This window comes from Actinoplanes ianthinogenes, from assembly GCF_018324205.1.
Lineage (GTDB): Bacteria > Actinomycetota > Actinomycetes > Mycobacteriales > Micromonosporaceae > Actinoplanes > Actinoplanes ianthinogenes.
In genome coordinates this window covers 6,681,265-6,694,230 of the sequence record NZ_AP023356.1, presented here as the reverse complement: position 1 = coordinate 6,694,230, position 12,966 = coordinate 6,681,265, and the positions used below count along the sequence as shown (strand labels likewise).

Sequence of the window (12,966 nt, the reverse complement as noted above, 5' to 3'; positions counted from 1 at the left end):
CGGCCCCGCCGGTGATGGATCCGCGAACGGCCAGTCGCCAGGCCGGGATCCACCCCGGCGGGGTCACTTTCACGCGCCGACGCGGCGCAGCAACCCTTCCTGGACGGCGGAGGCGATGTGCTTGCCGTCGCGGGTGAACATCCGGCCGCTGGCCAGGCCGCGGGCCCGGCCCGCGGACGGGCTGGCGCTGTCGTAGAGGAACCACTCGTCGGCCCGGAACGTCCGGTGGAACCAGAGCGCGTGGTCGAGGCTCGCGCCCACCACGCCACCCGGTCCCCACACCTCGCCGTGGTACGACAGCACCGCGTCGAGCAGCGACAGGTCGGACGCGTAGGTCAGCGCGCACGCGTGGATCAGCGGGTCGTCCGGCAGCTTGCCGTCGATCCGCATCCACACCCGCTGCTGTGCCTGGGCGTCCCGGTCACCCGGCGGCACCCAGCCGGGCTGGCCGAGGTAGCGCACGTCGACGGCCTGCGGGCTGGCGTTGAACACGCTGCGGCGGCTGGGGTATTTCTCCACCCAGTCGCGCATGGTGGGGACGTCCTCCGGGCCGGGCACCCCGGACGGGGCCGGCTCGTGGTGGTCCAGACCCTCCTCGAGCACCTGGAACGACGCCGACATGAAGAAGATCGTCTTGCCGTGCTGCTTCGCGGTGGACCGCCGGACCGAGAAGGAGCGCCCGTCGCGGATGGTCTCCACGTGGAACGTGATCGGCTCGGTCGGGTCGCCCGGGCGTACGAAATAGCCGTGCAGTGAGTGCACGAGCCGCGCCGGATCGACGGTGCGGCCCGCGGCGACCAGCGCCTGCCCGGCGACCTGGCCGCCGAACACGCGCTGGGCACCGGTCTGCGGGCTGTCCCCGGTGAACGTGGCCGCGTCGACCTGCCTCAGGTCGAGGATCTCCAGAAGCTGGTCGACGGCGGCCTGGCCCTGCAAGGGTTGCGTCATACGGCGGACGGGTCCACGAGGGAGCCGAGCTGGTGCACGCGCAGGGTGTTGGTGGAACCGGGCGCGTTCGGCGGGGAGCCGGCCACGACGACCACGTAGTCGCCGGGCTTGGCCAGGCCGAGACCCAGCATCTTCGCGTCCACCTGGCGGAACATGTCGTCGGTGTGCTCGACGAAGTCGGTCAGGAACGTCTCCACGCCCCAGCTCAGCGCCAGGGTGCTGCGCACGTGGTCGACCGGGGTGAACGCGTAGAGCGGCAGGTCGCAGTGCAGCCGGGCGAGGCGGCGCACGGTGTCGCCGGTCTGCGAGAACGCGACCAGCGCCTTGGCGCCGATGTTCCGCGCGATCTGCGAGGCGGCGATGGTCAGCGCGCCGCCGTGGGTGCGCGGGTCGTGCTGCAGCCGGGCCACGCCGAGACCGCCGGCCTCGGTAGTGGCGACGATCTTGGCCATCGTGCTGACCGTGAGCACCGGGTACTTGCCGACGCTGGTCTCGCCGGAGAGCATCACCGCGTCGGTGCCGTCGAGCACCGCGTTGGCCACGTCGGAGGCCTCGGCGCGGGTCGGCCGCGAGTTCTCGATCATGGAGTCGAGCATCTGGGTGGCGACGATGACCGGCTTCGCGTTCTCCCGGCAGAGCTGCACGGCGCGTTTCTGCACCAGCGGGACCTGGTCCAGCGGGAGCTCGACGCCCAGGTCACCGCGGGCGACCATGACGCCGTCGAAGGCCAGCACGATCGCCTCGAGGTGCTCGACCGCCTCCGGCTTCTCCACCTTGGCGATCACCGGGACCCGGCGGCCCTCCTCGTCCATCACCTGGTGGACGAGCTTGATGTCCTCCGGCGAGCGGACGAAGGAGAGCGCGACCAGGTCGACCCCGAGGTTCAGCGCGAAGCGCAGGTCCTGCTCGTCCTTGTCGCTCATGGCCGGGACGCTGACCGCGACGTTCGGCAGCGAGACACCCTTGTTGTTGCTGACCGGGCCACCCTCGGTGACCAGGCACTGGATGTCCTTGCCGTCGACCACACCGGTCACCTCGACGGCGACCTTGCCGTCGTCGATCAGCAGCCGGTCACCGGTCTTGACCTCCAGCGGCAGCTTCGTGTACGTGCAGGAGACCCGCTCCTTGGTGCCGAGGATGTCGTCGCTGGTGATGACGACCCGGTCGCCGGTCTCCCAGCGGTGCGGGCCGTCGGCGAACTTGCCCAAGCGGATCTTCGGACCCTGGAGGTCGGCGAGGATGGCGACGGCGCGGCCGGCCTGTTCCGACGCGGAGCGGACCAGCTCGTACATCTCCCGGTGGTTCTCCCGGGTGTCGTGGCTGAAGTTCATCCGGGCCACGTCCATGCCCGCCTCGACCAGGCCGAGCATCCGCTCCGGCGACTTGGTGGCGGGGCCCATCGTGCAGACGATCTTTACGCGGCGTGTCACGGCCATCAGGCTAATCCTTCTCCTGGGGCGGCTCGGCGAGCGACCCCCGTCCTCGGCATGAATTGCGGGTGTCGACGGCGAGGTCAACCCGGGAAATCACGGGTTCGCTGCGTCGTCCGCGGGCTTCAGCGACCGCCGGATCAGCTTATCGGTCGCCGGAAGGCGACCGACGCCACATGCCACAACCCCCTCCGAAGTCCGTCGATGAAAGCCCTGACCAGCAAAAATCAGGCCCGCCACCCCACTTTCGGGTGACGGGCCTGATGAACGTTCACTCAGACGGCGAGCGGCTGCTGATCCGACCGGACCGGCGCTGGGAGGTCCCCCGCCGCACCCAGGTAGTCGTGGATCGCGGCCGCGGCGGAGCGGCCCTCGGCGATCGCCCAGACGATCAGCGACGCGCCCTTGTGCATGTCGCCCGCGACGAACACGCCCTCGGCCTCGGTCTGCCAGCCGGCGTTCGCGTCCAGCACGTTGCGCCGGTTGCGGGTCAGGCCGAACTGGGCCAGCAGCGGCTGGTCCTCGGTGCCCTCGAAGCCGATCGCCAGCAGCACCAGGTCGGCGCGCAGCTCGCGCTCCGAGCCCGGGACCACGGTGACCGTGCGGACCCCGTCGATCCGCTGCACCGAGACCTCGGCCAGCCGGATCGCGACCAGGTTGCCGTCCGCGTCACCGACGAACTCCTGGACCGCGACGCCGAACACCCGGTCGCCGCCCTCCTCGTGTGCGGCGTAGTTGCGCAGGATCATCGGCCAGGTCGGCCACGGGTCCTTGAGCCCGGCCCGGACCTCCGGCGGCAGCGGGTACTGGTCCAGCTGGGTGACCGAGGCGGCGCCCTGCCGGTGCGCGACGCCGAGGCAGTCCGCCCCGGTGTCGCCGCCACCGATGATGATCACGTGCTTGCCCTTGGCGTCGATCGGCGTGGTGTCCTGCAGGCCCGCGACGATCCGGTTGGCCGGGACCAGGTGCTCCATGGCCAGGTGCACGCCGTTCAGCTGCCGGCCCGGGGTCTCCGGGGTGTCCCGGCCGGCCAGCGCGCCGGCCGCCAGCAGCACCGCGTCGAACCGCTCGCGCAGATCGTCGGCGGTGATGTCGACGCCCACGTTGACGCCGGTCTGGAAGACCACGCCCTCGGCGGCCATCTGCTCGAGGCGCGCGTCGATGACGTGCTTCTCGATCTTGAAGTCCGGGATGCCGTAGCGGAGCAGGCCGCCGATCCGGTCGTCGCGCTCGTAGACGGTGACCGCGTGCCCGGCCCGGGCCAGCTGCTGCGCGGCGGCCAGACCGGCCGGGCCGGAGCCGACCACCGCGACCGACTTGCCGGACGCCACCGGCGCCGGCTGCGGCCGGACGAAGCCCAGGTCGAACGCGTGGTTCGCGATCTCCACCTCGACCTGCTTGATGGTCACCGGGTCGTCGCCGATGCCCAGCACGCAGGCCGCCTCGCACGGCGCCGGGCAGAGCCGGCCGGTGAACTCCGGGAAGTTGTTGGTGGCGTGCAGCGACTCCGCCGCCGACTCCCAGTTCCCGGTGCGGACCAGGTCGTTCCAGTCCGGGATGCGGTTGCCCAGCGGGCAGCCGTCGTGACAGAACGGGATGCCGCAGTCCATGCAGCGGGTGGCCTGGTCGCGGATCAGCTCCTCGCCCGCGGGCGGGTAGACCTCTTTCCAGTCCATGATCCGCACCGGGACGGGGCGCCGCTGGGGCAGCTGCCGCTCGTAGCGGAGGAAACCGTTCGGATCAGGCACTGGTGACCCCCATGACCGCCTCGTCCACGTTGCGACCGGCGGCTTCGGCGGTCTTGATCAGCTCCATCACGCGCTTGTAGTCGCGCGGCACCACGGCGGTGAACCGCTCGACCGCGGCCGGCCAGTCCTTCAGCAGGCGCTCGGCCACCGCCGACTCGGTCTCCGCGTGGTGTTTCTCGACCAGCGAGCGCAGCAGGTCGCGCTCGGAGTCGGTGAGCGGCGCCAGGTCGACCAGCTCCGGGTTGACCAGGTCCTGGTTCAGGTCGAGCACGAACGCCTTGCCGCCGCTCATGCCGGCCGCGAAGTTGCGCCCGGTCGGGCCGAGCACCACCACGGTGCCACCGGTCATGTACTCGCAGCCGTGGTCGCCCACGCCCTCGACGACGGCCGCGCCGCCCGAGTTGCGGACCGCGAACCGCTCGCCGACCCGGCCGCGCAGGAACAGCTCGCCGGCCGTGGCGCCGTACAGGATGGTGTTGCCGGCGATGATGTTGTCCTCGGCGGTGAACGGCGCGTCCTCGGCCGGCCGGACGATCACCCGGCCGCCGGACAGGCCCTTGGCGACGTAGTCGTTGGTGTCGCCGATCAGCCGCAGCGTGACGCCGCGCGGCAGGAACGCGCCGAACGACTGGCCGCCGGTGCCCCGCAGGGTGAACTCGATGGTGTCGTCGGGCAGGCCGTTGCCGCCGTATCGCCGGGAGACCTCGCCGCCCAGCATCGCGCCGACGCTGCGCTGGTCGTTCCGGGTGCGCAGCTCGTGCCGGACCCGGTGGCCCTTGATCAGGGCCGGCTGGGCCAGCGCGATCAGCTCGTTGTCCAGCGCCTTCTCCAGGCCGTGGTCCTGGGCCACCACACCGCGGCGCGCGGCGCCCTCGGGCAGCTCCGGCACGTACAGGATCGGCGCGAGGTCGAGGCCCTGCGCCTTCCAGTGGTCGACCGCCTCGGTCACGTTGAGGATCTCGGCGTGGCCGATCGCCTCCTCGATGCTCCGGAAACCGAGCTCGGCCAGGATCTCCCGGACCTCCTCGGCGAGGAACATGAAGAAGTTCTCCACGAACTCCGGCTTGCCGGTGAACCGCTCGCGCAGCACCGGGTTCTGCGTGGCGATGCCGACCGGGCAGGTGTCCAGGTGGCAGACCCGCATCATGATGCAGCCGGAGACGATCAGCGGCGCGGTCGCGAAGCCGAACTCCTCGGCGCCGAGCAGGGCCGCGATCACCACGTCCCGGCCGGTCTTGAGCTGGCCGTCGACCTGCACGGTGACCCGGTCACGGAGCTTGTTCAGCAGCAGCGTCTGCTGCGCCTCGGCCAGGCCCAGCTCCCACGGGGTGCCGGCGTGCTTGAGCGAGTTCAGCGGGGACGCGCCGGTGCCGCCGTCGTGCCCGGAGATCAGGATGACGTCGGCCTTCAGCTTGGCGACACCGGCCGCCACCGTGCCCACGCCGATCTCGGAGACCAGCTTGACGTGCACCCGGGCGGCCGGGTTGACCATCTTCAGGTCGTGGACCAGCTGCGCCAGGTCCTCGATCGAGTAGATGTCGTGGTGCGGCGGCGGCGAGATCAGGCCGACGCCCGGGGTGGCGTGCCGGGTCTTGGCGACCCACGGCCACACCTTGTTGCCGGGCAGCTGGCCACCCTCGCCGGGCTTCGCGCCCTGCGCCATCTTGATCTGGAGGTCGTCGGCGTTCACGAGGTACTCACTCGTCACGCCGAACCGGCCGGAGGCGATCTGCTTGATCGCGGAACGGCGCTCCGGGTCGTAGAGGCGCTCGACGTCCTCGCCGCCCTCACCGGTGTTCGACTTGGCGCCGAGCCGGTTCATCGCGATGGCCAGGGTCTCGTGCGACTCGGCGGAGATCGAGCCGTAGCTCATCGCGCCGGTCGAGAACCGCTTGACGATCTCGCTGGCCGGCTCGACCTCGCTGATGTCGATCGACGGGCGGTCCGCCTCGAAGCGGAACAGGCCGCGCAGGTGACCGGCCTGGGCCGACAGCTCGTTGACCTTGCCGGTGTACCTGCGGAAGACGTCGTACTGCTTGCTGCGGGTGGCGTGCTGCAGCAGGAAGACCGTCTCCGGGTTGAACAGGTGCAGCTCGCCCTCGCGGCGCCACTGGTACTCGCCGCCGACCTCGAGGCGGCGGTGCGCCCGCTCGGCCTGGTTCGCCGGGTACGCCTTCTCGTGCCGCGCCTTGACCTCGGCGTGGATCTCGGCCAGGCCGACCCCGCCGATCCGCCCCGACGTGCCCGCGAAGTACCGCTGGAGCAGCTTGTTGTCCAGGCCGACGGCCTCGAACACCTGGGCACCGCAGTACGAGGACACCGTGGAGATGCCCATCTTGGACATGATCTTCTGGACGCCCTTGCCGAGCGCCTTCACGTAGTTGCGGACCGCCTTGCGGGGGTCGATGCCGGTCAGCGCGCCGGTGGCGATCAGGTCGTCCACGCTCTCGAAGGCGAGGTACGGGTTGACCGCCGCCGCGCCGAAGCCGATCAGCGTGGCCGCGTGGTGCACCTCGCGGCAGTCACCGGACTCGACGACCAGCGCCACCTGGGTGCGGGTCTGCTCGCGCACCAGGTGCTGGTGCACGGCCGCGGTGAGCAGCAGCGACGGGATCGGCGCCAGGTCGGCGTTGGAGTCCCGGTCGGAGAGCACCAGGATCCGGACGCCGTCCTCGATCGCCTCGGAGACGTGCCGGCAGATCTGGGTGAGCCGGGCCTTGATGCCGGCCCCGCCGTCCCGCAGCGGGTAGAGACCGGAGACCCGGACCGCCTTGAAGCCGGGCAGGTCGCCGTCCTCGTCGATGGAGAGCAGCTTGGCCAGCTCGTCGTTGTCGATCACCGGGTACGGCAGGGCGATCTGCCGGCAGCTCGCCGGGCCCGGCTTGAGCAGGTTCGCCTCCGGGCCGATCGTCATCGCGAGGCTGGTGACCAGCTCCTCCCGGATGGCGTCCAGCGGCGGGTTGGTGACCTGCGCGAACAGCTGGTGGAAGTAGTCGAACAGCAGCCGCGGGCGGGTGGACAGCGGAGAGATCGGGGTGTCCGTGCCCATCGAGCCGAGCGGCTCGGCGCCGGACCGCGCCATCGGCGCGACCAGGATCTTCAGCTCCTCCTCGGAGTAGCCGAACACCTGCTGGCGGCGGGTCACCGAGTCGTGCGTGTAGATCACGTGCTCGCGCGGCGGCAGGTCGGCGAGCTCGATCAGCCCGGCGTGCAGCCACTCCGCGTACGGCTCGGCGGCGGCCAGCTCGGCCTTGATCTCGTCGTCGTGCGCGATCCGCCCGGCCGCGGTGTCGACCAGGAACATCTTGCCCGGCTGGAGGCGGCCCTTGGCGACCACCTCGGCCGGGTCGAAGTCCAGCACGCCGGCCTCGGAGCCGAGCACGACCAGGCCGTCCTTGGTGTGCCACCAGCGGCCCGGGCGCAGACCGTTGCGGTCCAGCACGGCGCCGATCACGGTGCCGTCGGTGAAGGCGACCGCGGCCGGCCCGTCCCACGGCTCCATCAGGCTCGCGTGGAAGCGGTAGAAGGCACGCCGCGCCGGGTCCATGCCCGGGTCGTTCTCCCACGCCTCCGGGATCATCATCAGCACCGCGTGCGGCAGGCTGCGCCCGGCCAGGTGCAGCAGCTCCAGGACCTCGTCGAAGGAGGCCGAGTCGGAGGCCTCCGGCGAGTTGATCGGGAACAGCCGCTTGATGCTGCCGGGCAGGTTCGGGGTGGACAGCAGCGCCTCGCGGGCGGCCATCCAGTTCTTGTTGCCGCGGATGGTGTTGATCTCACCGTTGTGCGCGATCAGCCGGTACGGGTGCGCCAGCGGCCACGACGGGAACGTGTTCGTGGAGAACCGGGAGTGCACCAGGGCGATCGCCGAGGTCACCCGCGCGTCGGCCAGCTCCGGGAAGAACGCCGGCAGCTGCTCGGGGGTGAGCATGCCCTTGAAGGTGATGGTCCGCGAGGACAGCGACGGGAAGTAGGCGGCCACGCCACGCTGCGCGGTCTCCCGTTCGGCCTGCTTGCGGATGCAGAACGCGACGCGGTCCAGCTCGATGCCGGACAGCTGCTCGCCGGCCGGGCCGGAGGGCGAGTCGACCAGCCGGTGCGCGGCCAGGAAGACCTGCCGGATCGCCGGGCGGGCGTCCTCCGCGGTGGCGCCCAGGTCGGCCGGGTCCACCGGCACGTCCCGCCAGCCGAGCAGGTCGCCGCCCTCGACCAGGGCGTACTTCTCGAAGACCTTGATCGCGCGGGCGGCCTCGTCCGCGTCGGTCGGCAGGAAGACCAGACCGGTCGCGTAGTGACCCGCCTCGGGCAGGTCGAAGTCGAGGATCGCGCGGTAGTACTCGTCCGGGACCTGAATCATGATCCCGGCGCCGTCGCCGGTGTTCTGCTCCGCGCCACGCGCGCCCCGGTGGTCCAGGCGGATGAGCGCCGACAAACCCTTGGCAACCACGTCGTGACTTCGACGGCCATGAATGTCGGCAACAAAGGCCACGCCACATGCGTCACGTTCGAACGCCGGGTCGTACAACCCCTGGGGGTGCGGATATGCCACCGGGCCTCCAGTCGTCTCTGGTGTTTCGGATCAAGGTCGGGACGACGTCGGCCCTGCAAAGTCTCTTGAGTCTACGTTAAGAGACACCGATCTCCGCCAGGTGCGGATTGATCACACTTGGCGCGGTATGCGCGACGCGAAGGTCGGCAAACGTGCGGACGAACTGAATAGCACAGCCGAACCGGTGCCCGGTAGTCTCGCGCGATGGCACGAGCGGATTCCGACCTCTTCGACCGGCTCGAACAGTTCTACGACGCTTTGCCCCGGCCCTGGGCGCGGATCGAGGAGATCGGCTCGCTGGTGCTCTTCGTCCGCGAGGGCGAGGGGTGGCCCTACTATGCCCGGCCCCGGCTCGGGTCGCCCACCCCGTCGGCCGCCGACCTGACCGAGGCCCGCCGCCGGCAGCGTGAGCTGGGCCTGCCGGAGGCGTTCGAGTGGGTGCACGAGACCACCCCGGACCTGCTCGCGGTGGCCCGCTCGGCCGGCCTGGAGGTGCTGCTCGCGCCGCTGCTGACGCTGGACCCGCAGGCGCTGGTCCCGGACCTGCCGGTGCCCGGCGCGACGATCCGGCTGCTCGACCCGGCATCGACCGGATTCGCCGCCGACCTGGCCGCGTCCCGGGCCGTGGCCCGCCTCGCGTTCGCCGCCCCGGCCTATCGCTCACCGCTGGAGATCGCCGAGAAAACCCTGGTCATCGAGGGTGCCGGCCCGTCCGAGCGGGATGCCGCGGCGGATCTCGCGCCGAGCGACGAGGCGGTCCGGCAGGCCCGCGCGCTGCTCGCCACCGGCGACTACCGGACCGCGGTGGTCGCCTCGCCGGAGGACGGCATCGTGGCCACCGGGACCAGCCAGCGGGTCGGCGACGTGGCGGAGATCGCCGGGGTCGCCACGCTGCCCTCGGCGCGCGGTCGCGGCTATGCCTCCCAGCTCACCGCCACGCTCGCCCGTGACCTGCTGCACCGTGGCGCCGGGCTGATCTTCCTGGCCGCCGGGGACGACGACGTGGCCCGTCTGTACACGCGGGTCGGCTTCCGCCGGGTCGGCACGGCCTGCATCGCCGAACCGGCCGCCGCGCCCCTCTGAAAGCCCCGCCGCACGGTCCGCCCGGCTTCCGGAAAGCGACGCGCGACTGGCTCACACTTCCCACATTTCGGTACGCGGTAAGCACGGTGATCGTTTTCAGGGCTTACCGGCGGGTCCCGGACGAGCGCCTCCGGGGGAGGTAGTCAGGTGTATCGGACGGGTGAAATCACTGTGACGATCGCCGGCGGCCGATGATCCGGGCGAATCTCACACCCTGAACCTGCGCCCGGCGCCCGCTCCTCCGCTTTTGCAGCGTGTGAACTTCCGCGCGAGGCACCCCTGCTCGGCGGCGCGGGCGGGGCGGGACGGGCGGGACGGGCGGCACGGGCGGCACGGCTCGGCGCGGGCGGCACGGGCGGCACGGCTCGGCGCGGGCGGCACGGCTCGGCTCGGCGCGGGCGGTGCGAGCGGCTCGGCGCGGGCGGTGCGGCGGGAGCGGCTCGGCGCGGGCGGCGCGGCGCGGGCGGCGCGGCGGGAGCGGCTCGGCGCGGGCGGCGCGGCGCGGGCGGCGCGGCGGGAGCGGCTCGGCGCGGGCGGCGCGGCACGGAGGGCACGGGCCGGGGACGCAGAGAACTCAGGCGGCGCGGGCGCGAGGAGCGCGGGCGCGGGCACGGAGGACGTGAGCACGAGGGGCGCGGGCGCGGAGGACTTGGGCACGAGGAGCGCGGGCACGGGGAGCGCGGGCGGACAGGCCGACATGTGAGGGTGTCGCCGGCGGAGTCCGGTGAGCGGTGGGCCCGAGCCGTCCGCGGACCCGCACGACACGCGTTGCGGTCCGGACGGATCGCGGTCTCGCGAGCCGATTCGCACGGGACGCCGAGTCGTACCGGAAAGTGATTTGATCTTTTATTCGGGCGGTGACCAGTCGGAGACCGCGAGCGTCCGGCCGAGGATGCGGGGTCGCATGTGGTTCAGAGCGGCGTCGCGGGCGCGGAGGGCGAGCCGGCCGCGGGCCTGGACCACGGCGGACATCCGGCGGTTCTGCCGGACCACGCTGGTGGTGCGGGGCTGGCGCAGGCGGGTGTATCCGTCCAGGGCGCGGGTGAGGGCGTCACCGGGCGCGGCGTCGGCGAACAGCGAGTGGAGCGTCGCGGCGTCCTCGAAGGCGAGGCCGGCGCCCTGGCCGAGGTGGTGCGGCATGGCGTGCGCGGCGTCGCCGATCAGCAGGACGCCGCCGGGGCCGGACGGGAACGCGTAGCTGCGCGGCAGCGGCCGCAGCTCGCGGACGCCCTGCGGGACGAGTTCCTCCGGGCGGGTCAGCGAGAGCAGCTCGCCGACCGGCTCGTGCCAGCCGGCGAACCAGCGTTGCAGCAGGGCCAGCTGAGTGGCCGCGGGCTCGGGACGGGCGGCGCCGGCGGCGGTCGCGACCCAGTAGATGCCGCCCTTGCCGGCCGCGTGCGCGCCGAGCGGGAGGGCCACGAAGCGGTAACCGGCGCCGAGCGTCTCGCCGCCCAGCGACTGGCCCTCGGACAGGCGCGGCATGCGATAGCCGGGGATGACCGCCTGCCACTCGGCGAAACCGGAGCCGACCGCGACCGACTCCGGGGCCAGCGCGGCGCGGACCCGGCTGTCGATGCCGTCCGCGGCGATCAGCAGGTCGGCCTCGATCAGGGTGCGGCCGTCGCCGACCGCGGGACGTTCCCGGCGGCCGGTGCGGACCGTGTGCACCTCGAAACCGGTCCGGATCTCGGTGTCGCCGAGGCCCGCGACCAGCGCGTCGTACAGATCTTCCAGATGGGCGACGGACGGGCAGGGCCCGGCCGCGGCGGCCCGGGGGCGCGGCGCGACCAGCCACTGGCCGTCCGGGCGGCGGACGCCGCCGTCCGGCAGCGGCGACGCGATCGCCGACCAGCCGCCGTCCGGGTCGAGCGCGTCCAGGGCGCGGCGGCCGTTCGGCCAGAGGACGACGGCGGTGGGTGGCGCGGCGATCCGTTCGGCGCGCTCCAGGAGCGTGACCCGCCATCCGGTACGGGAGAGCGCGCCGGCCGCGGCCAGACCGGCCATCCCCGCGCCCACCACCACGGCCGTACGCATATCGCCGCCTTTACCGGGACCGGCCGCGATCAGTTCTCGCCGGCCGGCGGACTGCTTACCTCTGCGGGCTCGGTCTCGTCGGACTTCTCCTCGATCACCGTCTCCGCCGGAGGCAGCACCCCGGTCCGCTGGTAGGCCAGGAAGCGCTCCTCGCTGACCACCTGGTAGCCGGTCGGGTTGCGACCGGCCTCCTTGGCGTCCACGTCGACCGCGGAGACGTCGCTCCCGGCGTCCGGCTCCGGCGCCTTGTCCGGCGCGTCGATCGGCACCACGTAGGCCCGCGGGCCGCGCATCACGACGAAGTAGATCGCCGCGCCGATGAAGACCGCGATCGAGACGAACACGTTGAGCCGGATGCCGAAGAAGTGGTTGGCCTCGTCGGTGCGCAGCATCTCGATCCAGAAGCGGCCCGCCGTGTAGGCCATCACGTACAGCGCGAAGGCCCGCCCGCGGCCGAACTTGAACTTGCGGTCCAGCAGCCAGACCAGGCCGGCCACGCCGAGGTCCCAGACCACCTCGTAGAGGAAGGTCGGGTGGTAGAGGTCGGGACGGGTCACCGGCTCGCCGTCGATCATCGTGGCGTGGCCCGGGTTGGCCGAGTCCATCTCGTGCACCTGGAGGCCCCACGGGAGGGTGGTGACCTTGCCGTACAGCTCGTTGTTGAACCAGTTGCCGAACCGGCCGATCGCCTGGGCCACCGGCAGGGCCGGGGCGAGCGCGTCGGCGAAGATGCTCAGCGGCAGGCCGATCTGGCGGGCCGCGATCCACGCGCCGAGCGCGCCGCCGGCCACCGCGCCCCAGATGCCGAGGCCGCCCTCCCAGATGTAGAGGGCCTTGATCGGGTCACCCCCGGCGCCGAAGTAGTCCTGCGGCGAGGTGATCAGGTGGTAGACCCGGGCGCCGATGATGCCGAACGGGACCGCCCAGACCACCAGGTCCAGCGACACCCAGGGCGCCACCCCCCGGTGACGCAGCCGCTGCTCCATGAGCAGGGTGGCGACGACCATGCCGGCGATGATGCAGAGCGCGTAGGCCCGGATCGGGAACGGGCCCAGGTGCCACACCGACGTGGTGGGACTGGGGATTAAGGCGTAGTTCACGGGTGCACACGCTACCGTCGCGCGGCCACTTGGCAATGCCCAGGGCAGCTGACATTTCGGTAACCGCACGGGCCGGC

Annotated in this window: 8 protein-coding genes; 2 read left to right on the top strand and 6 right to left on the bottom strand. The window is 72.1% G+C overall.

What is annotated here, in order from left to right; all coding sequences use genetic code 11:
- Window positions 1-69: 69 nt before the first annotated feature.
- From Aiant_RS30480 to gltB, 4 genes are all read right to left on the bottom strand, one after another.
- Window positions 70-948: an acyl-CoA thioesterase gene (locus tag Aiant_RS30480; protein WP_189335783.1), complete on the bottom strand. Its 879-nt coding sequence runs from the start codon at window positions 946-948 to the stop codon at window positions 70-72.
- Complete coding sequence (gene pyk / locus Aiant_RS30475) at window positions 945-2,384, bottom strand: pyruvate kinase (protein ID WP_189335782.1); 1,440 nt, start codon at window positions 2,382-2,384, stop codon at window positions 945-947. Before pyk ends, Aiant_RS30480 begins: the two co-directional genes overlap by 4 nt.
- A 269-nt stretch (window positions 2,385-2,653) precedes the next feature.
- Complete coding sequence (locus Aiant_RS30470; protein WP_189335781.1) at window positions 2,654-4,126, bottom strand: glutamate synthase subunit beta; 1,473 nt, start codon at window positions 4,124-4,126, stop codon at window positions 2,654-2,656.
- Window positions 4,119-8,672 (bottom strand): glutamate synthase large subunit, encoded by a 4,554-nt coding sequence (gltB, locus tag Aiant_RS30465; RefSeq protein WP_189335780.1) that lies wholly within the window; start codon window positions 8,670-8,672, stop codon window positions 4,119-4,121. Before gltB ends, Aiant_RS30470 begins: the two co-directional genes overlap by 8 nt.
- Before the next feature lie 204 nt (window positions 8,673-8,876).
- Here gltB and Aiant_RS30460 point away from each other — a divergent pair, with 204 nt between their 5' ends.
- The gene (locus Aiant_RS30460; RefSeq protein ID WP_189335779.1) at window positions 8,877-9,755 is read left to right on the top strand and encodes a GNAT family N-acetyltransferase; all 879 of its coding nucleotides are present in this window, start codon (window positions 8,877-8,879) and stop codon (window positions 9,753-9,755) included.
- Between the two features lie 256 nt (window positions 9,756-10,011).
- A complete protein-coding gene (locus Aiant_RS30455) occupies window positions 10,012-10,458 on the top strand; it encodes a hypothetical protein (protein WP_189335778.1) in 447 nt (148 codons plus the stop codon).
- A 143-nt stretch (window positions 10,459-10,601) separates the two neighbouring features.
- Here Aiant_RS30455 and Aiant_RS30450 read toward each other — a convergent pair whose 3' ends face one another.
- Together Aiant_RS30450 and lgt are read right to left on the bottom strand one after the other, a co-directional pair.
- Window positions 10,602-11,789, bottom strand: a complete 1,188-nt coding sequence (locus Aiant_RS30450) for an FAD-dependent oxidoreductase (protein ID WP_189335777.1) — start codon at window positions 11,787-11,789, stop codon at window positions 10,602-10,604.
- A 29-nt stretch (window positions 11,790-11,818) separates the two neighbouring features.
- Window positions 11,819-12,889: a prolipoprotein diacylglyceryl transferase gene (gene lgt, locus Aiant_RS30445; RefSeq protein ID WP_229831286.1), complete on the bottom strand. Its 1,071-nt coding sequence runs from the start codon at window positions 12,887-12,889 to the stop codon at window positions 11,819-11,821.
- Window positions 12,890-12,966 lie beyond the last annotated feature (77 nt).